25 protein-coding genes are annotated in these 18,515 nt (G+C 69.8%); 22 read left to right on the top strand and 3 right to left on the bottom strand.

The window, feature by feature from the left end; genetic code table 11:
* Nucleotides 1–155 precede the first annotated feature (155 nt).
* Complete coding sequence (locus ACH4SE_RS11650; RefSeq protein WP_398543135.1) at nucleotides 156–842, bottom strand: hypothetical protein; 687 nt, start codon at nucleotides 840–842, stop codon at nucleotides 156–158.
* A gap of 172 nt (nucleotides 843–1,014) precedes the next feature.
* On the opposite strand from ACH4SE_RS11650, the gene ACH4SE_RS11645 reads away from it, so the two are divergent.
* Nucleotides 1,015–1,338 (top strand): hypothetical protein, encoded by a 324-nt coding sequence (locus ACH4SE_RS11645; protein ID WP_398543134.1) that lies wholly within the window; start codon nucleotides 1,015–1,017, stop codon nucleotides 1,336–1,338.
* A gap of 528 nt (nucleotides 1,339–1,866) precedes the next feature.
* Here the strand turns inward: ACH4SE_RS11645 and xerC are convergent.
* Together xerC and ACH4SE_RS11635 are read right to left on the bottom strand one after the other, a co-directional pair.
* The gene (gene xerC, locus ACH4SE_RS11640) at nucleotides 1,867–3,417 is read right to left on the bottom strand and encodes a tyrosine recombinase XerC (protein ID WP_398543133.1); all 1,551 of its coding nucleotides are present in this window, start codon (nucleotides 3,415–3,417) and stop codon (nucleotides 1,867–1,869) included.
* Nucleotides 3,418–3,462: 45 nt separating this feature from the next.
* A complete protein-coding gene (locus ACH4SE_RS11635; RefSeq protein WP_398543132.1) occupies nucleotides 3,463–4,278 on the bottom strand; it encodes a helix-turn-helix domain-containing protein in 816 nt (271 codons plus the stop codon).
* Nucleotides 4,279–4,527: 249 nt separating this feature from the next.
* Between ACH4SE_RS11635 and ACH4SE_RS11630 the strand changes: the two genes are divergently transcribed.
* The 21 genes from ACH4SE_RS11630 (at nucleotide 4,528) to ACH4SE_RS11530 (ending at nucleotide 18,383) form a co-directional block, all read left to right on the top strand.
* Entirely contained in the window at nucleotides 4,528–4,830 is a 303-nt protein-coding gene (locus ACH4SE_RS11630; RefSeq protein ID WP_398543131.1) for a hypothetical protein, read from the top strand.
* 16 nt (nucleotides 4,831–4,846) lie between these two features.
* A complete protein-coding gene (locus tag ACH4SE_RS11625; RefSeq protein ID WP_398543130.1) occupies nucleotides 4,847–5,425 on the top strand; it encodes a DUF6907 domain-containing protein in 579 nt (192 codons plus the stop codon).
* 196 nt (nucleotides 5,426–5,621) lie between these two features.
* Entirely contained in the window at nucleotides 5,622–8,297 is a 2,676-nt protein-coding gene (locus ACH4SE_RS11620) for a bifunctional DNA primase/polymerase (RefSeq protein ID WP_398543129.1), read from the top strand.
* A 362-nt stretch (nucleotides 8,298–8,659) separates the two neighbouring features.
* The gene (locus tag ACH4SE_RS11615; RefSeq protein ID WP_398543128.1) at nucleotides 8,660–10,279 is read left to right on the top strand and encodes a DEAD/DEAH box helicase; all 1,620 of its coding nucleotides are present in this window, start codon (nucleotides 8,660–8,662) and stop codon (nucleotides 10,277–10,279) included.
* A complete protein-coding gene (locus tag ACH4SE_RS11610; protein ID WP_398543127.1) occupies nucleotides 10,276–10,833 on the top strand; it encodes a hypothetical protein in 558 nt (185 codons plus the stop codon). Before ACH4SE_RS11615 ends, ACH4SE_RS11610 begins: the two co-directional genes overlap by 4 nt.
* A complete protein-coding gene (locus ACH4SE_RS11605) occupies nucleotides 10,830–11,015 on the top strand; it encodes a hypothetical protein (RefSeq protein WP_398543126.1) in 186 nt (61 codons plus the stop codon). Before ACH4SE_RS11610 ends, ACH4SE_RS11605 begins: the two co-directional genes overlap by 4 nt.
* Nucleotides 11,012–11,647: a hypothetical protein gene (locus tag ACH4SE_RS11600; RefSeq protein WP_398543125.1), complete on the top strand. Its 636-nt coding sequence runs from the start codon at nucleotides 11,012–11,014 to the stop codon at nucleotides 11,645–11,647. The genes ACH4SE_RS11605 and ACH4SE_RS11600 overlap by 4 nt, the downstream gene beginning before the upstream one ends.
* A gap of 49 nt (nucleotides 11,648–11,696) precedes the next feature.
* Nucleotides 11,697–11,924, top strand: a complete 228-nt coding sequence (locus ACH4SE_RS11595; protein WP_398543124.1) for a hypothetical protein — start codon at nucleotides 11,697–11,699, stop codon at nucleotides 11,922–11,924.
* Nucleotides 11,925–12,113: 189 nt separating this feature from the next.
* Nucleotides 12,114–13,085 carry an HNH endonuclease signature motif containing protein gene (locus tag ACH4SE_RS11590; protein ID WP_398543123.1) on the top strand — a complete coding sequence of 324 codons (972 nt, stop codon included), beginning with the start codon at nucleotides 12,114–12,116 and terminating at the stop codon, nucleotides 13,083–13,085.
* The gene (locus ACH4SE_RS11585; RefSeq protein WP_398543122.1) at nucleotides 13,082–13,513 is read left to right on the top strand and encodes an RNA polymerase sigma factor; all 432 of its coding nucleotides are present in this window, start codon (nucleotides 13,082–13,084) and stop codon (nucleotides 13,511–13,513) included. The genes ACH4SE_RS11590 and ACH4SE_RS11585 overlap by 4 nt, the downstream gene beginning before the upstream one ends.
* The gene (locus ACH4SE_RS11580) at nucleotides 13,510–13,794 is read left to right on the top strand and encodes a hypothetical protein (protein WP_398543121.1); all 285 of its coding nucleotides are present in this window, start codon (nucleotides 13,510–13,512) and stop codon (nucleotides 13,792–13,794) included. The genes ACH4SE_RS11585 and ACH4SE_RS11580 overlap by 4 nt, the downstream gene beginning before the upstream one ends.
* A complete protein-coding gene (locus ACH4SE_RS11575; RefSeq protein WP_398543120.1) occupies nucleotides 13,791–14,111 on the top strand; it encodes a hypothetical protein in 321 nt (106 codons plus the stop codon). Before ACH4SE_RS11580 ends, ACH4SE_RS11575 begins: the two co-directional genes overlap by 4 nt.
* Nucleotides 14,108–14,518 (top strand): DUF6907 domain-containing protein, encoded by a 411-nt coding sequence (locus tag ACH4SE_RS11570; protein WP_398543119.1) that lies wholly within the window; start codon nucleotides 14,108–14,110, stop codon nucleotides 14,516–14,518. Before ACH4SE_RS11575 ends, ACH4SE_RS11570 begins: the two co-directional genes overlap by 4 nt.
* Nucleotides 14,519–14,523: 5 nt before the next feature.
* Nucleotides 14,524–15,723 carry a hypothetical protein gene (locus ACH4SE_RS11565; RefSeq protein WP_398543118.1) on the top strand — a complete coding sequence of 400 codons (1,200 nt, stop codon included), beginning with the start codon at nucleotides 14,524–14,526 and terminating at the stop codon, nucleotides 15,721–15,723.
* 152 nt (nucleotides 15,724–15,875) lie between these two features.
* Entirely contained in the window at nucleotides 15,876–16,040 is a 165-nt protein-coding gene (locus ACH4SE_RS11560) for a hypothetical protein (RefSeq protein WP_398543117.1), read from the top strand.
* 13 nt (nucleotides 16,041–16,053) lie between these two features.
* Entirely contained in the window at nucleotides 16,054–16,554 is a 501-nt protein-coding gene (locus ACH4SE_RS11555) for a hypothetical protein (RefSeq protein ID WP_398543116.1), read from the top strand.
* Nucleotides 16,554–17,258: a hypothetical protein gene (locus ACH4SE_RS11550; RefSeq protein WP_398543115.1), complete on the top strand. Its 705-nt coding sequence runs from the start codon at nucleotides 16,554–16,556 to the stop codon at nucleotides 17,256–17,258. Before ACH4SE_RS11555 ends, ACH4SE_RS11550 begins: the two co-directional genes overlap by 1 nt.
* Nucleotides 17,255–17,383, top strand: a complete 129-nt coding sequence (locus ACH4SE_RS11545; RefSeq protein ID WP_398543114.1) for a hypothetical protein — start codon at nucleotides 17,255–17,257, stop codon at nucleotides 17,381–17,383. The genes ACH4SE_RS11550 and ACH4SE_RS11545 overlap by 4 nt, the downstream gene beginning before the upstream one ends.
* A 52-nt stretch (nucleotides 17,384–17,435) precedes the next feature.
* Nucleotides 17,436–17,624 carry a hypothetical protein gene (locus tag ACH4SE_RS11540; protein ID WP_398543113.1) on the top strand — a complete coding sequence of 63 codons (189 nt, stop codon included), beginning with the start codon at nucleotides 17,436–17,438 and terminating at the stop codon, nucleotides 17,622–17,624.
* A gap of 149 nt (nucleotides 17,625–17,773) precedes the next feature.
* On the top strand, nucleotides 17,774–18,088 hold the full coding sequence (locus tag ACH4SE_RS11535; RefSeq protein ID WP_398543112.1) for a hypothetical protein: 315 nt from the start codon (nucleotides 17,774–17,776) through the stop codon (nucleotides 18,086–18,088).
* A gap of 34 nt (nucleotides 18,089–18,122) precedes the next feature.
* Complete coding sequence (locus ACH4SE_RS11530; protein ID WP_398543111.1) at nucleotides 18,123–18,383, top strand: endonuclease domain-containing protein; 261 nt, start codon at nucleotides 18,123–18,125, stop codon at nucleotides 18,381–18,383.
* Nucleotides 18,384–18,515: the final 132 nt, after the last annotated feature.

Raw genomic sequence — 18,515 nt, 5'->3', positions numbered from 1 at the left:
GCCGTTGCTGCCCTTGGCGCTGAGAATGTGTCCCCTTGACCGGTTGGGCGGCAGCTTCGCACCGCACGCCCGTTCGTGAGGGGGTTGTGACGGATCTGTGACGGTTCGGTCTGGGCTTTTCGCGGCGCCTGGGCGGCGTGTCGAGGAAGGAGTGGCTACCCGCGTTCCGTCTCTCCGACAGATACTTCGCCACTGGACTCTCCACCACGGGCACGCCGCAGCCGCCGGCCGATCGCGGCCCACATCTCCTGGTTTTGCGAGACCACTTCGTCGTTGTGACGGTTGAAAGCATTGAGCAGGATTCTGACCGCAACCCGTGCATCCGCTTCCGAGGTGACCCCGGTTGCCCGCAGGGTCAGCGCGTTTGGCCCTGGGCTGGAAGAACTGGGCGAAGTGGGGGCGAGGCTTACTGTGGGGTGCCCTTCTGAGGTCCACGACACTGTGACCTCCGGCTCGGCGCCCCCTTGCCGCGACCACTGCCATCCCAGACGTACCGCGCTGTTGACAATGTTCTCAACCGCGGCGCGACGAAGCAGCTCGACGGCTTCGGGGGCGAACGGGGCAAGCTGGTCCGTCCCGTCGGAAATGGGCTCGGCCAAGGCCACCGTGCCTGCGAGTTCGTTGTCATTGCCAGCTGCCAAGTCCATGCTGCCTTGGGTTTCAGCGAGAGTGGCTTCAATCTCTTGGCCGGCGAGGTTAACACGCACGTTGCGCTGACCAAGCCAGATGCTGATCGCCTGTCGGGTGCCGCTGCTCCACCTGAGGATCGCAAGGAGGACGACTGCCATGGTCAGGATGGTGGCGGGCCACTTGATAGCGACGATGAATTCCAGGGCGCTCACCCGCGTCATCTTGGCGTCTGGGCGCCTGCTGTCGCAGGCCCTTGCAGAAGACGGGCAGTGATGGGGCGTTCTCCCGAAGCGACGCAAGCCCCAGTCCTGTGTGGACCTGTGGGCATACGTGTGCGGAGAAAGCGTCGCACCCTGCCTGACCTGACGTCACCGCGAGATCATCGTGGACGGCTGGACGCCCGTCGCGGAGGACCCGAAGACCGAGGAGTCCGCGGCGACCATCGGCCTGGACTCGCTGACCGTGGCGGCGCTGCGCGAGCACAGGGCCCGCCAGGACACCGAGCGCGCGAAGGCCGGCGACGCGTGGACCGAGACGGGGAAGGTCTTCACGGATGAGCTGGGCGGGTGGCTGCACCCGGACGCGGTCTCGGAGGAGTTTCTGCGGATCTACACCCGGACCGGGCTGCCGCCGATCAACCTGCGGGACGCCCGGCACTGCGCGGCCACGCTGATCCACGCGTCGGGCGGGGAGACATCCACTCAGTGAAGGAGACGCTGCGGCACGCCACGATCCAGCTCACCTCGGACACGTGCACGAGCCTCTTCAAGGACGTGGACCGGGCATTGGCGGAGAAGGCGGCGCTGCTGGTGCCCAGGCCCCCGCTGCGGCCCCGGAGGAGTCTTCCCGGACGCCGCTCACGCATCGCTCACGCAGGGCCCTGAAGGCCCGTGAGGGGCCATTCCGGCGGGGCCGGTCGGGTGACCTCTGGTGCGCAGGTCACGCCCAATGCTTCCCCAGGGGAAGTGTGGTGGGGCGGCTGGGACTCGAACCCAGGACCGGCGGATTATGAGTCTCCGTCGAGCGCCATGCGTCCCGTATCGCCCGGTTCCTCGCTGTGTCGGGCCGTGCCGCCCACTGACGATCAGCCCAGCTCAGCACGGCTGAGCATCTGATGATGCATGCCGGAGCGTGACGTTCTCTATCGCATCGTTCCGAAGCGTTCGGGCCAGCAGCGGGCCAGCAGAAAGGCCCCCGCCACCTGCGGTGACGAGAGCCTGACCAACCGCTAGAAGTCTACGCCTTCACGCCCTCTTTGGGCAGGACCCCTGGGGCTTTCCGCGCCCGCGGCACCATCCCCTCGGCCTTCGCCGCGATCTCCTGGTCCACCTCCGCGAGCAGCGAGGTGTAGGTGTCGCTGGCGAGCTTGATCGTGGAATGCCGCAGCACCTCCTTGATCGTGTGGATGTCGCCGCCGCCGGCGTGGATCAGGGTGGCGGCGCAGTGCCTCAGGTCGCGGAGGTTGATCGGCGGCAGGTCCGCGCTCCGGCAGATCGCCCGGAAGGCGTCGCTCACCTTTTCCGGGTGCAGCCATTCACCCGTCTCCGTGGTGAACACCTTGCCGGTCTCCACCCACGTCTCGCCGACCTGCTTCCGCTCCTTCCCCTGCCGAGCCCTGTGCTCCCGCAGCACCTGAGCGGTCGCCGGGCCGAGCGCAATCGTTGCCGCGGCCCCGTCCGTCTTCGGCAGGCCCTCGACGGGCGTCCACCCGTCGACCGTGATCGCCTTCGCGATAGTGATCGTCTCGGCCTGTAGGTCGACGCTCGCCCAGTCGGCACCTACGCCCTCACCGCGGCGCAGGCCGCGGAACGCGATCAGGTGGAAGAAGGCGTAGAGGCGGTCGTCCTCGGCAGCATCGAGGAAGGCGCCGATCTGCGTGGGCGTCCACACCATCACCGCCGAGGGCTTCTCGCCCGTCTCGCGCCAGCGGGCCACGTGCTGGTCCGTCCACAGCACGGCCTTCGGCCGCTTCCCGCTCTCCAACTCGACCCAGCTCGCCGGATTGAACGTGATGAGCTGCCGCCGGATCGCCGCATTCAAGGCGGTCCGCAGCGTCGCCCGTATGCGCTGCTTCGTGGCCGGCCCGGTGATGTCTCGGTACGGAGGCATCGCGGCCAGCTTCTGGCGCTCTGCGGCCAGGCGCTCGCGCTCGTAGGTCGGGGGCCGGGACCGCTTCCCCCACTTCGCCCGTGCTTCCTGCTCGCGGCGCGCCGCGTTCTCGGCCGCGATCACCTCATTGGCGTCGTCGATCGAGTCGAAGAACTCCTGGCACTGGCTGACCGTGAACTTGTCCAGGAGGTAGTGCCCGATGCCTGGGCGCAGGTGGACGCGAATGTGCGACCGGTAGTTCTTGGTAGTGCTGGGCCGTGTCTTCTTGCCGTCGACCCACTCGTCGAGCCAGTCCCCCACCGTGAGGCCGCTGTCGAGGACGACGCCGGCGCCGAGCTTGCGTCGCACCTCGGCTGCGTCGGGCAGGTCGGCACGGGTCTTCTGTACGGCCTGGAGCAGATCGCCGACGCGGCGCTGTGCGGTCTCGTCGCTTCCCGCGAGGTCGAGCAGTGCTCGCACGCGGTCGAGGTCGGCCTGGGCGTCCTTCACACCCCCGTAGCCGGTACGGCGGAACTGGCGACGCTTGCCCTCCGCGTCGGGCGGGAGCTCCTGCCGCACAAAGGGCGCGCCGTGATTCTTCTTCGTGAGCTGCGGACACGCGGTGCCCAGCAGCTTGCCATCCAGGCCGCGGCACTCACACCGCTTCGAGACACCGCCACCGCGGCGGGACATGGGCATCTCTACTCCTCCCCCACAGGACCGTCAATTCTCCAATCAGCGAGGCTACCGAGCGAGTCCGTCCTCCCCTCGCCCCTCGCGCTCCGCCCGCTCATACTCAAGTGCTTTCTCCGCCTTCTCCGCTGCTCTTTGGAGGTATTCCCTCCACTGCGCTTCTACGTATTGCCTCCTGCCCTCTGCCTCCTCGCGGTGTTTACGCTCACGCTCGCTTCTGAACTTTTCAATCTCTTCGCGAGTGGGAACGGGCCCGGTGAGCCCCGCCATCTCTTCTTGGAAGAGGGCCTCCGACTGGTAGCGCTCTGCCAGTACCCCCATCGCCGCCGGATGTGGAATGCCCAGGTCAGCGGCTGCCCGCACCACGATCTCCTCAGCTTCATAGGTCTTCCTGGCCGCCGCGAGCCATGCCTCTTTTGCTCGCTCCTCTTCTTCACTCGCCCTAAGGAGTCGCAGCCGCGCAGCCTCGACAGTGAGTTCTGGATCGTCCTTGTAGTTCTGATCTGCGTAGAACTCCATCGCATCCACACCCATCGCCTCCGCGATGGCGTACAACTCGTTGAGTCTCCACGGCCGCTCACCCCGCTCGATCTTGGCGATCTGTGACTGGCTAAGCCGAATACCAAGACCTAGCTCCGCAAGCCTGTCTGAGATTTGCTGCTGAGAAAGACCCAACGCCTGACGGATCCGCTTCAGGTTCCAGCTTGCACGGGTCTCCATGTCGAGTTCGTCCAAGATCTGGCCGTCCTCGGGCGGTGGCGGCGGCATCGCGGCATCGAGTCTGACCTCCACGGCTAGCTCCCGGCTCAGCCTGCGGGCGCGCTCCGCCAGCTCGCGCTCGACGGACTCGTCGTCATAGTTCGTCATGGACTGAACGTAGCAGTCTCCTAGCGACTTGGCATCGCTCAGCATGAGCCACCTTGGATCCCGGATAGTCCGTCACGGACTAACAATCTCGGCACGCCAGCAACTTGACAGCGCCCCCTGTGGGAGTACCGTCATCACATCAGTCCAGAACGGCACGAAATTTCGAGCGGTTGGGGACTGGTGCGAGGGGCCCGGCTGCACCAGGGCCGCCTCCGACGTCCCGTTGTAGCGAGCCCCGATGAGGCACGAATGACGACAGAGACCATCCAGAAGCCGGGCTCCGAGCGCGGTATGCGGCTCAGCGAGCTTCTCGAACTCCCCGTGACCTTCGACCTGGAGACCGCCAACCGCGCCTACGGCATGGGGCGCACCAAGGGGTTCCAGCTGGCCAAGCTCGGCGCGTACCCGTGTCGGCTCATCAAGATCGGCGCGGTCTACCGCGTGGCTCGCGCCGATCTCCTGCGCAGCCTCGGAATCGACCCCAACGACAGCGACGCCGGGGCGGCTACCCCGGCGTCGGTTGAGCGCACCTCCGCACCCACCGCTAAGTGAAGAACGGACTACACCCATGACCAGGGTAGAACACGACACGGCCACGGTGCCGCCCACCGACCTCACCGCCAGCTTCTCGGAGTCCGGAAAGACCTCGCCCACGCGTAAGCCCCGCCGCTTCCGGATCCCGCAGAGCGCGGTCCTGAACGTGCCCGAGCCGTCGCCCACCGAGCCCCGCACCTGGGTCCGGGACATCGTCACCGGCGGCCAGACCACCGAGGTATGCCCCGAATTCTGCACGTTCTCGCACGACGCCGACCGGGTCGGCTTCCTCGACGACCTCGTCCACTCCGGCGACGACACGGCCGTACACCTGACCATTCGCAGCTTCCGCACGGGTGAGCCGACCGCCGAGCCGGTCGAGGCCCTGCGGGTGCAGATCCGGCTGGACCCGTACAGCGACAACCCGCGCCGCCGGCAGCCCTTCGCCACGCTGGAGCTGCTGGAGGACGAGATGGCGGACGAGCTCGGCCCGGAGGAGCTGCTCGCGCTCCTCAGGCTGATCCGCGACCACCTCGACGACGTCGAGTACCGCGTCGTCCCGCAGCTCATCGCGGCCCGCGCCGCCTGGGCCCGGAAGGGCGGCGGCCGGTGACCACTGCCACCACCACGGCGGCCGGGGATGTCCCCGGCCGCCCGGCCGTGCGCGTGAACGACGCCGTCAAGACCTGCCAGCGATACGTGACGGACGGGTGACGTCGGAGTCCGGCAAGACCGGCGGTCCGGCGGCATGAAAGCCGTCACCGGATCACTCCGATCGACCTGTCAGCACGAGCACCAAGGACTAGTTCGTGAATCAGACACCGGGCACCCCAGACGCGCAGCCCAACCTGCGGGCCACCGCCGCCGAGCTTGATGCGGCCGGTCTCTGCGTCCTGCCCGTGAAGGGCAACGGCACCAAGCAGCCGGACGTCCGCAGTTGGATGCAGTACAAGGTCGCCCGCTCCACGCCCGAGGAGCACGACCAGTGGTTCGGAGACGGCCGGCGCACCGGCATCGGCATCGTCACCGGGGCAGTCTCCGGCAACATCGAACTCATCGAGTTCGAGGGCCTGGCCGTAGAAGAAGGCGTCCTCGACGAGGTCACCGAGCTCGCCAACAACAGCGGGCTCGGGGACCTCTGGCTGGCGGTGACGACCGGCTGGGCCGACCAGTCCCCCTCAGGTGGTGTCCACTACAAGGTCATCGTCGAAGGACGGCCCGCGACCCCGAACACCAAGCTCGCCCGGCGGCTCGCCCGCGAGGACGAGTACACGCCGGAAGAGCGGCAGCGCGTCGCCGAGAAACCCAACAGCAAGATCATTCGGGTATTGATCGAGACCCGCGGCGAGGGCGGCTTCGTCGTCATCGCCCCGTCCCACGGAACCGTGCACCCCAGCGGCAAGCCGTATGTCCGCCTGGCCGGCGGCCCCTCCACCATGGCCACGGTCGGACCGGATGAACTCGAAGCCATCTACGCCCTCTGCCGCGCGGTCGACGCGATGCCGACCGAGGAACGGGCCAAGACCGCACCGCCCCCCAAGCGCGAACTCCCCTCGGACTTCATCCGCCCGGGCGACGACTTCGAAGACCGCGCCACCTGGGAAGAGATCATCGGCGGAGAGTTCGACCCGATCTTCAACCGCGGCCGCACCACCTACTGGCGGCGCAAGGGCAAGAAGATGGGGATCTCCGCCACCACCGGACGCGCCGCCGACCGAGACCGGCTGTACGTCTTCTCCACCTCCACCACGTTCGACGCCGAGGTGCCCTACAACAAGTTCGCCGCGTACACGCACCTCACCCAAGGCGGAACCCACGCCGAGGCGTTCAAGCAGGCCGCCGCCGACCTGCGCGCCCGCGGCTACGGCACCCAGCCCCGCAGCCGCCCCGCGCAACCCCCTGCCTCTCGCCGCACCTTCAGCGACGGGTCGTCCGCCCTCGATGTCGAACCCGACCAGGACACCGAACGGCCCGAGGCCGCACCACGCCTGCAACTCGTGGTGTCGCGACCCGAACTCGACATCAGCAACGAGCCCGAGGCGATCGAAGGGGTCCTCGCGCTGATGGCCGACGAGCGGCTCCCCGACATGTACAAGCGTGCCGGAGGCCCCACCTGGGTCCACTCCGACGACATGGGCGACCCCGTGATGCAGCAGCTGGGCACCGACAACCTCCGCGCCTACCTCGCGGAGCACGTCGACAGCTACCAGATGGTGCGGAACCCCCTCACGGAGCTGACCGAGCCCGTCCGCGAACTGCTCGCACCGAAGACATGCTCCACCATCCTCGGCCGCAAGGAGTGGCCCCTGCCGCCCCTGCGCGGGATCGTCACCTCTCCCGTCGTCCGCCCCGACGGAACCCTCATCCAGGCCCCCGGATACGACCGCGCCACCGGCCTCTACCTGCACCCCCGGGTGCCGGTGCGTCGCCTCGGCCCGCTCGACGAAGCACAGGTCCGCCGCGCCAAGCAGGTCGTCCTGGACCAGATGCTCAACGACTTCCCGTGGGTGGAGGACTCCGACCGGGCGCACTTCCTCGGGGCACTCCTCACCCCGATCCTGCGCCCGTACTTCCACGGCCCGACCCCGATGTTCATCATCTCCGCAACCACACAGGGCAGCGGAAAAACGCTGCTCAAAGACATCCTCGCCTACTGCTACGGGGTGTCGGACACCGCGTGGCCGGAGAACGACACCGAGCTGCGCAAGAGCATCACCACCCAGCTCTACACCAGCGGCCAGCCCATCATCGTCCTGGACAACCTCCCCAACGGGCACGTCATCAAGAGCCCCGTCCTGTCCTCCGTCCTCACGGCGGAAACGTGGGGCGACCGGATCCTCGGCGCCACCTCTGCGGTGAGAATGCCCAACGACCGGGTGTGGATCGTGACCGGCAACGGGCTGCGCACCGGCGGCGACAACGCGCGCCGCGCGCTCTGGGTGCGGCTTGACCCGCAGTGCCCCGACCCGGACCAGCGCGACGGGTTCGCCGTCGGCGACCTCCGGCCGTGGCTGCGCGGCAACGCCTCCACCGTCGTCGCCTCCCTCGTCACGATGGTCCGCTCTTGGCTGGCCGCCGGATCGCCCAGCATTCGTACCCGGAAGGGCGACTACTCCGAGTGGGCCTCAATGTTGGCCGGCCTGCTCGACCACCTGGGCGTGCCCGGATGGATGGCTGACCGGGACCGGACCATGGAGCAGGACGACGAGATGGTCGAGTGGGCGGCGTTCCTCATCGCCTGGCGAGAGGCCATCCCCAACGGCGCGGCGGTCACCACCAGCACCATCCTTAAGAGCGTCGGCGACGCCGTGCCCAAGCACCCGAAGAGCGGTGACGCTCCGACGGCTGCGACGCTGGGCCACTGGCTCAAGGCGCGCGACGGCCGCTTCTTCGGCCGGCTGAAGCCGGTCCGGGTCTACGACAGCCACAAGTGTCAGAACCTCTGGCGGGTCGAGGAAGCCCGCGACAAGGGGGCTGCCCTGTGATCGCGAACTGGCCGTTTGCAGGCGATGCAGGGGAGCAGCAGGGAAGCGCGCAGGCGTCTTTCAACTCCCCTGCAACTACTCCCACCTGGACTTTTGCCGGGATGCAGGCGAGTGCAGGCGAGTCGCGCCAGACGTCTTACGTAGCGCGCATCGCACAACGCACGTCGCATCGCATGTACCGCACGACGCAAACACAGAGGGTTCGGAGATCTCCAGCAGCGTTGAGGTTCTCACTCTCTCCTGCACTTCCCTGCTTCCCTGCAAAACCACAGGTCAACGCGTTTCTCGTTGCCGCAGCGCTTCCCTGCACGAGCACCACCACTTCCCTGCTTCCCTGCAAAACGCCTGGACCGAGGTGACCCATGTCCGAACCGCCTGAGACTTTCAAGCCGCGCCCCTACCAGACCGAGGCCATCGAAGCCCTCCGCGCCGGGTGGCAGGCAGCCAGGCACAACCGCCTCGCCGTGGTCCTGCCGACGGGCGCGGGCAAGACCGTCGTGTTCTCGAACCTGATCGCCATGACCCTGCCTGAGCTCGGCGGGCGCCGCGCCCTGGTCATCGCACACCGCGAGGAACTGATCACGCAGGCCGCCGACAAGATCAAGGCGGTCTGCCCTCAGCTGCGCGTCGGTGTCGTCAAGGCCGAGAGGGACGAGCACCAGGACGCGGACGTCATCGTCGCGAGCATTCAGACCCTGGCCGTTGAGCGCCGCCGTAACGCCATCCAGGACGTCGGCCTGATCATCGTGGACGAGTGCCACCACGCTGCCGCGCCCAGCTACATCACAGTGCTGGAGCACTTCGGTGCATGGCGGGGCCTCCCAGTCGCCGGCTTCACCGCCACGATGACCCGCGCCGACGGTGGACTCGCCGACGTCTGGACCGATGTCGTGTTCACCCTCGACATCCTGGAGATGATCGACGCCGGGTACCTCGTCGATGTCCGCGGCAAGCGCGTCGTCGTCGAGGGCCTGGACCTCGACGAGGTCAAGACGAGCCGCGGCGACCTGCAAGACGGACAGCTCGGCCAGGCCCTGGACGACTCGGGCGCTGCGGCAGTCGTGGCCGACGCCTACAAGCAGTTCGCCTCCGACCGGGCGGGCGTCGTCTTCGCGCCGACGGTAGACACCGCGAAGTCCATGGCCGGCGCGTTCAACGCCGTCGGAATCGCGGCCGCCCCGGTGTGGGGTGACATGCCGAAGGATGACCGCGCGGCGACCCTTGGCCGCTACAAGGCCGGTGACCTCCAGGTTCTTACGAACTGCATGGTCCTTACGGAAGGCTTCGACGCGCCGTGGACGTCATGCGCGGTCATCGCCCGCCCGACGAAGAGCGCGAGCCTGTACTGCCAGATGGCCGGCCGGGCGCTGCGCCTGCACCCGGGGAAGAAGGACGCCCTGCTGCTCGACGTGATGGGCGCATCCACCCGCCACAAGCTCGCCTCCATCGTCGACCTCACCAATCGGGACCTGGCGGAGCCGGACGAGGACCAGACCCTGCGTGAGGCGTCGGCGAAGCAGAAGGAGGAGGCCGAGGCGCGCGTCGCCCGGGCCGTGGAGTGGGAGGACATCGACCTCTTCAACAACTCCTCGGTGCGGTGGCTGCGCACCTACGACGGCACATGGTTCGTCCCCTGCGGCGACTACCTGATGTTCCTCGCCAGAGGGCGCATGACCGGGCATTTCCGGGTCCGCCGCTGGGACGCGGTCCGCGGCGCAGTTGCGCCCAATCCGGACACGGAGCGCCCGCTGTCCGCCGCCATGCTGTGGGCGGAGCGGCAGGCCCGGCGGTTCGCCCCGAGGCCGCTGGTCGGAAGGGGGGCCTCGTGGCGGTCCCGGCCGGCGTCCAGTAAGCAGCTCGGCTTCTGCCGGTTCAACAAGATCCTGCTCTCTCCGGGCGCCACCCAGGGCGACGCGTCCGACGCCATGGAAATCCACCAGGCATCCCTGCGCCTGGACCGACCCAAGGTGGCAGCAGCATGACCACTCCACTCGTCATAGGCCTCGACCTGTCGCTCACCTGCACTGGCGTGGCCGGGGTCGGCTGGGCCGACAGCATCCGCCCCAAGAACCTGCTGGGTCACGACCGCCTGGCCTTCCTCCTCGACGAGGTCGGCACGTTCATCCGCCGCGCCGACCTCGTCGTCATCGAGGGCCCGTCGTTCGGCGGGGGCGTAAAACACCGGCACGAAGACCTCGCCGGCCTGCGGGTGATGGTCCGCCAGTGGTGCTGGTCCCACACCATCCGGTACGCCGTTGTCCCTCCGTCGTGCCGCGCTTTGTATGCGGCGGGCCGCGGCAACGCCGCCAAGGGCGAAGTCCGCACATCCGTCACGGAGCGATACGGCATCGAGTTCGAAGGTCGCGCCCGGTACGACGAGGCCGACGCCTATGCCCTTCTCGCAATGGGCCTGGACTGGCTCGGCCACCCACTGGCACCCGTGCCCGAGAAGAACGCGAGCGCCCTAGTCGGCTGCCAGTGGCCGACACCAGGTGTAGCTACACCCGAACCGAAGATCGAAGGAGACCGGTCGTGATCTGGTCGCTCATCATCGCCGCCATGTGCGGCGTCACGATCGGCGTGCTCGCGCAGGCCTTCGCGGACGTCCGCCGGTCCCGCCGGTCCACCGCAGAAGCCCGCCGAGCTATGGCCCGGCTGGAGGCGCTGGACGGCCGCGTGCGGGCCGTCACCGCCAAGCGCCCGCAGGAGGACCGGTGAACGCCACTTGCGCCCTGTGTGAGCGCGTCACGGTCCTCGACGCGTACTTGTGCGAAAACTGCCGCCTGGACACCGGCGATCGCCTGGAGCGGCTTCCGGTGATGTACGAGGAGCTGACGCTGATGCTGTTCCGGACCAGGCAGCGGCCGGCCGACGATGGGCCGCGGGCCCGGGCGGTGGAGCCGCCGACACCGAACCTGGCGGGTATGCACCTGCGCTCCGAGTTCGCGGTGTTGCCGTCGTGGCGCAACGCCCTGCTCGACGCGATGCAGCGCACCGAGCCGGTCGTCACCGGGGATCTGGGGGCCCGGGTAGTGGAGGCGGTGCGGGTGCTGCGGAAGCACCTCGGGTGGGTGGCGAAGGAGTGGCCGGCGGCGGGGGACTTCGCGGGTGAGGTGCGGGACCTGTTCAACGGCATGCGGACGGTGGTGGGCGAGCCGGACCTCGCGGCCCGTATGGGCCCGTGTCCGACGCTGGTGGACGGTAGGCCGTGCGGGGCGCCGTTGCTGCTGCCGGATCGCGAGTCGGTGGTGCGCTGCCAGTGGTGCAGCAGCCGCTTCCCGCCCGGCACGTGGCTCGCCCTCAAGAGAGAGCAGCTCGCAGTGTTCTCCCCCACTGCCAAAGCGAGTTGACCGTGTGGACCACTTGCGATCTAACCCAGGGTTGGATATGGTTCTCGGGATGGAAGCCACGCCCTGGCGGGACCGGGTGCGACGGGAGGACAAGCTGGTGGAACAGCTTCAACTCCAGGTCTCCGAGTCCGCCAAACGTCGAGCAGAAGCCTTGCTCGAAGGCGTTGCAGAGCTTGGTTCAGTGGCGGAAGTTGCCCGCGAACTGGGCAAGAGCTGGAACGCCGTCGACAAGGCGATCCGGAAGAACGGGTCAACGGCCCAAGACACAACCGAATAGCAGCGAGGGCCGGACGGCAGCTCCCGGGTGGTGGAACACCCGAGGCGCGCGCGCCGCCCGACCCCCTTCACCGAACACCTGATGACGCCAGGAGTCGGCATGACCAATCATCTCGGGCACCCTAGCGCGCCCGCAAATTCGACCTGCGCCGCATGCAGCACGCCCCTCGACTCGGCGCACGCTCGCGGAATGTGCGGCAGGTGCTACCGCCGCACCCGCAAGCAGGCCATCAAGGCCGGGACCTTCGAAAAGTTGGACAGGTCGGTCCCCCTGCGCGACCGCTTGCTCGACAAGACCGCCGCCGGCCCGAACGGTTGCATCATCTGGACCGCCCACACCAACAACAGGGGCTACGGCACCATCGGCTCGGGCGGCAAGGATGGCCGCACGGTGTACGCGCACCGGGTCTCCTACGAGCTGTTCGTTGGCGCGATCACCGCAGGAATGATGGTCGACCACCAGTGCCACAACGACGACCCGACGTGCGGTGACGGGGACGGCTGCCTGCACCGGAGGTGCATCAACCCGTACCACTTGCAGCTCGTCACGGCGGGGGAAAACCAGCGCAAGTCGACGCAGACGTTCGCGTCGGCGAACTTGGCCAAGACCCACTGCCGAAACGGCCACCCCTTCGACGAGGCCAATACCTACGTGCGGCCGGACACCGGAGGCCGCCAGTGCCGCCAGTGCCGCCTTGACCGCGCCCGGCGGAAGTGCGAATCCTCGGCGGCCGCCCTGCTCGCGACTCCGACCCCCGGAGTCGCGAAGCAGGACCCCATGGTGGACTACGCGGCGCGGTTCGCGGCCCTGGACTCCGACGTTCTGTTCGACCTGGAGGCCAGCGGGGACTGCGACGACGCACAGCGGTACGTGCAGTCGCTGCTGATGGTCCTCGCGGAGTGGCGGCCCCGGGTGGTGGCGATGCTCGCGGACGCCCCGGAGTGGGCGGTGCCGGAGGCGGCCGCGTACCGGCGGGCCCTGGACCGCACCCGTGAGGCGTGGATCCAGTACGAGTTCCGCTACGAGGGCGGCCCGGCGCTGCCGTACCCGTTCGACCTGCCCGAGCCCGCGCCGAAGGGTTTCGCCCAGACCGAAACCCCTATCGCTCGGATCGTGTCGGCCGGTCGCCGCGACCTGATCGTCAGGGGGGCCGCCGCATGAGCGCCCTGACCCCCGCGCCCAGCGTCGACGACGTGTTCACCGCGGTCTACGCCCAGTACCGGAACATGGTCCGCTGGACGATCCTCGACAAGCTCGGCGGGCGCGACCCGCAGCTCGCCGACGACCTGACGCAGGAGACGTTCCTCAAGCTGTACCGCCTCCGGGACCGCATCGAGTTCGGCCCGCGCATCAGCGGCCTGCTCCGCCTCATGGCCCGCCAGTCCGTCGGTCGGTACTACTCCGTCCTGCGCAACACCCGCGAGGTGCCCGCCGACACCGGCCACTGGGCCTACGCCAACCGCGCCCTCGCCCCCGCCGCCGGCGGCACCCTGAAGTACGTCACCGCGCACGACGGCGACTCGGACCCGGACATGGACGAGGCCCTGCGCCGCCTCCGCCGCGACCGCGGACTGGCGGTGGCCCAGTGACCTCCCGCCCGCTGCCCGCCCCGGGCGTGCTGCAGCCCGAGGCCGTCGAGCTGCTCACCGCGATCCGCGATCACCTCAACCTCCCGCTCTACGCCGAGGGCGACGAGACCGCCCGCCAGGCGTGGGCCGACATGCAGGCCCTGCGCGTCGCGGACGTCGTCGAAGCCCTTACCGGCCTGCTCGGCGTGACCGCCAGGAAGGCCCGGGACACGGCCTCGGCCCTGCACGCCTACCGCGCCGAGACGCTGGCCGACTACGCCACCGCGGAGGCCTCCCAGTGACCGCCAAGACCACCGCCGAGCAGCTGCCCGCCCTGGAAGCCCTCATCGTCATCGGCCGGACCTTCGCGCACCTGCCCGCCATCACCATCAACCTCAGCCCGATCTACCCCGGCGAGATCGTCCTGTCCGTGCACGACGACCTCGCCGCGTTCGAGCAGTGGCGGACCGCCCTCGGTATCGCCGAGGGCGACGTCGACCACCAGCAGCGCCCCCGCAGCACCCACATGGTCCTCAAGGCCCGGACGACGTTCGCCCGCGCCACCGTGGAGCTCGTCGGCTACGCCCCGGCCCTGCCCACCCTGGGGGCCGCCGCGTGAAGACCATCACCGTTGAAACGGCCGACCACGGCGAGGTCACCTTCCCCGAGCCCGCCTGGTGCACCCGCGGGTCCCACACCCCGCCCCCGCCCACGGCCGGCCTCGACGCGCGGCCGCGCCGGTCCGAACTCACCCACCAGGGCGCCCCCGTCAACGTCACCGTCACCACCCCCGCCGGGACCGAGGTCCTGGTGGAGCTGGCGCTGTGGCAGGACATCTTCCCCGACCCGAACTGGTCGCACGGCACCCGCGTGTACGCCGTCGCGACCCTGGTCAGCAACGACGCCGTCGACCTCGACGTGGCCGGCCTCGACCAGCTTGCCGACGCCATGTACGACGCCGCCCGGCAGATCCGCACCTTCTCCAACGTGCTCGCCCTGCAGCAGCCCCGGGACGGTGGCCAGTGACCACCATGACCGACCCCCGCACCACAGCCGCCGCCCTCGCCGCGCTGCTCGCCCTCGCCGCCTTGGTACTGCGCCGGGTGCGGCGTGCCCGCAGGCGCACCCCGGCCGCCGTAATCGTGGCCGCCCTGGGTGCCCTGCTGTGCACCGCGTACTCCGGCGACACGTCCTGGAACTTCGCCCGCGACCACCTCGCCATGCACGGCGTGGCCGAACGTGCGGTGATGTTCGCCGCCGCCGAGCTGGCCCTCTTCGCCGTCGCCCTCATGGCCCGGCAGAACCTCGGCACCACCGGTGCCCCGGGAACACCGGGCACGCTCGTCTGGCTGATCACCGGGGTACAGGTGATCCCCGCGTACTCCGAGTCCGGGATCGTCGCGGGTACAGTCCGTGCGTTCGTCGGTCCCGGCCTCGCGGCCCTGCTGTGGCACCTGGCCATGGGTATCGAGCTGCGCCACCACAAGCCGGGCGAGGAGTCGCGGTCCCTGCCCGCAGTCCTGGTCAGGGAAGCGCGGGAGCGACTGCTGTCGTACCTCGGTCTGTCCCGCCGGGGCCGCGACGCCGCGCAGATCACCCGCGACCGGTGGACCCGGACCGCGACCCGCCGCGCCGCACGCCTGGCCGACCTCATCGCCGCCGGCGCGGGCCCTCGCCGCGTCGCCCGGGCCCGCCGTCGCCTCGCGACCGCGGTAGACCGCACCGATGCGGGCGTGCTCCCCGAGCAGCGGGCGGTACTCCTCGACCGCCTGGCCGCGTACCGCGGGGCCGCCGACCTCGCCTCGATGTCGCTGCCCGCGCCGTGGGCCGTCACGCCCGGCACGGTCGAGCGTGACGCCGTGACGGCCACCGTGCCGCCCGCCCACGCCGCCGGGCCCGGGGCGGACACCGAGCGGCCCGACGAGGGCGAGACCAGCACACCCATGCCCGGCGCCGTCACGCAGGCCAGCGAGCCGGAGCCGCCCGCCGCCGATCTTGCCGAGCTGGCCGTGGTCGCGGGCGTGCCCACGCCCGCCCCCGGCGACCAGCTCGCCGCCGAGCAGCTCGTCGTAGTGCTGCGATGGCTGCGGTACCAGGAGGACCCGCCCCGCTCGTACCGCGCCGCCGTCACGGCCTTCCGTGACGCCGGGTACGTCGGGTCCGAGGAGCGTGTACGGCGGGCCTGGGGCGACCTGATGTCCCGCGAGGAAGACGGCACCGCCGCCCGCTGACGGACCGCCTCGGTCGCCGCCGCCCACCCGGCGCGGCGACGGCCGAGGCTGCCCGAGCAGCCCGCAGACCGCGAGCAGACCCGGCGAGCACCACGTGCAGACCCGGCGAGCAGACCGCGAGCGCCACCCGCCACACCACCCCGGAGACAGCCATGGACACCGGCAACGCCCTGTGTCTCGCCCTGTTCCTCGCCGTCATGGCCGGAGCCGCCCTCGGGCTGCTCCGCGTCGACCGCCACGCGCTCCCGCCCGTGCTCACCACGGCCGCGCTCGTCCTGGTCGCCGGCGGCTACGTGGCCTTCCTCTTCGCGCTCTAAGGACGCACCCACCATGACCATTCCGCACATCGTCACCCTCGGCGGCGTCACCGTCGGCTCCTCCTGCGTGGCCGCCTACACCGTGTACTGGTGGTTCCGCGAGAGCCACAAAGGCGGGGCCCTCGTCCCGTTCATCCTCGCCGCCGCCTACGGGATGCTCCTCACCCTCTCCGGCGGCGGCCTGCTCGGCTGGGCTGCCCGCACCACCCTCTGGGGCGCCAACCAGGTCGGCGACAAGACCCTCAAGTACGGCGTCGGCGGCACCACCATGGACGTCACCCGCGCCCGCGCACTCGTCCTCGACCCCGGCGGCCACGTCGTCGTCCTACTCGTCACCGTCGTCCTGATCTGCTTGTGGAAGTGGGCGAAGAAGCTCCGCTCATGGAAGCTCGCCGTCGGCCTGGTCGCCGGCATCTGCCTGGCCCTGTCCGGCACCGTCGCTGGAGCCGCCGCCGTCCCGCTCGGCGACGGCGTCAACACCCTCGGCGCCGCCTTCACGAAGGCGATGGCCTGATGACCGACACCGACCTCAGCCCCGCAGAAACCCGCATCGCCCGCGGCATCGACCAGCTCGCCCGCTCCGGCGCGGCCTGGCTCGGCGCCGCCGACGTCAAAGAGCACCGCACACGCGCCGCCCTCGGCCGCGCCATCGGCGGCGGCATCGCCGCATGGGTGGTCGGGGGAGTGGCCTACGAACTGGGCCCGATCGCGTGGGGGAGCGCCGGCGCGCTCGCCGTCCTGTCCGTCCTCGTCGCCGGAGCCCCCGAGGCCGAGGCCGACGAGGACCAGGACGACGCGGACGACGAGCCCACCGAGGACGGCAGCGAGCCGGACGACGAGCAGCTGCTCGACGCCGAGGACTTCGCCGAGCTCCTCCACCACGTTGCAGCTGGCGGCAACGTCCACCTCACCGCCATCGGCGCGCAGCTCGCCGCCGAGACGGGTCGGCAGTGGGACGTCCTCGCGCTGTGCCGCGCCGCCGGTATCCCCACGCGGGCTGTACGGGTGCCCGGCGCCGACCCCGCCGTCACCACCGGCATCCACCGGCGCGACCTGCCCCCGCTCCCCCAGCCCCTTCCGGGCGCCCCTGTTGGGGTTGTTGCCGCAGGTCAACACGGCAACAACAACAGCGACAACACCCCGACCAAGACCCCGATCGGGCAAGGGGCGTGGACCACCACGCACGGCCCCGCGATCCGCCAGGAGGCCCGCCGATGATCCGCCGCACGCTCGCCCGGCTCGGCATCCTCGCCGCCGACCTCCGCCCCTACACCACCACCTACTGCGCCGCGTGCGGCACCTGGATGCCCATCGGCCACGGCTGCCAAGGCGGCAACCGGTAACACCACGGCCCGCCGGGCAGACCCCGGCGGGCCGCCGCGGCATCATGGGGACATGAGCACCGCTCCCGCGCTGACCCTCATTGACGCCTACGCCGCGTCGGCCGCCACCGGCATCAAGCCCGCCACCATCCGCGTCTTGCTCCACCGCGGCAAGCTCACCCACCACGGACACGACCGCCGCGGCCGCGCCCTCGTCGACCTCACCGAAGTCCAGAACCACGCCCACAACAGAGCCGCTTGACCAGCACCATCACGTGCTGTAACACTCACTGCAGCAGACCCGGTATGCCCGGGCACAAGCCACACCGCAGGCCCCGAGACCACCACGGTCCGGGGCCTGCGGCATGTCCGGGCCCAGCCACCCCTGCCGCCGACCACCAGGAGGCCACCGTGCAGCCCACCATCGGCCGCATCGTCCACTACGCGCTCACCCAGGCCGACGCCAACGCCATCAACAAGCGCCGCGCCGACGCGAAGAACCTCAACGCCGCCGGAGTGACCCTGGCCAGCCAGGAGCTCGGCCCGCAGATCCACGTCGGCAACCACGCCACGGCGGGCGACTACCTGCCCGCCATGATCGTCGCCACCTTCGGCGGCCCGGCCACGAACCTCCAGGTCTTCCTCGACGGCAACGACACCTACTGGGCCACCAGCCGAACCGAGGGCGACGGCCCCGGCTTCTGGACCTGGCCGCCGCGGGTCTGACCCGCCAGGCGTCCAGGGCGACTGCGAGGTGATCATGGCCAGCACCAGCGACCGCGGCTACGGCGCCGACCACCAGGCCCTGCGGAAGGCCACGATCGGTGAGGCCTACGGCCAGCCCTGCCACCACTGCGGTCACCCGATGCTGGAAGGTCAAGCTCTCGATCTCGACCACACAGCTGACCGCGCCGGATACCGCGGGTTCGCTCACGCCAGCTGCAACCGTCGCGACGGTGCACGGCGCGGTAACGCGCGTCGCCGCAGGTCACAGGCCCTGCGAACCTCGGAAACCTGGTGAGCCAGGCAAAACGGACATAGATGGGCAGACAGGGGATAGGGGGGCGGGTCGGGCACGGGAAAACGATCATGCCCGGACCCCGCCCCACAGTCAAAAATCCCTCCCCGACGTTTTTCGTAGCGGCACACGCCA

It is taken from the genome of Streptomyces sp. NPDC020983 (assembly GCF_044333485.1).
In the GTDB taxonomy this organism is placed as follows: domain Bacteria; phylum Actinomycetota; class Actinomycetes; order Streptomycetales; family Streptomycetaceae; genus Actinacidiphila.
Note: the sequence above shows the minus strand (reverse complement) of the source record. Positions and strands in the feature narration are given on the sequence as shown.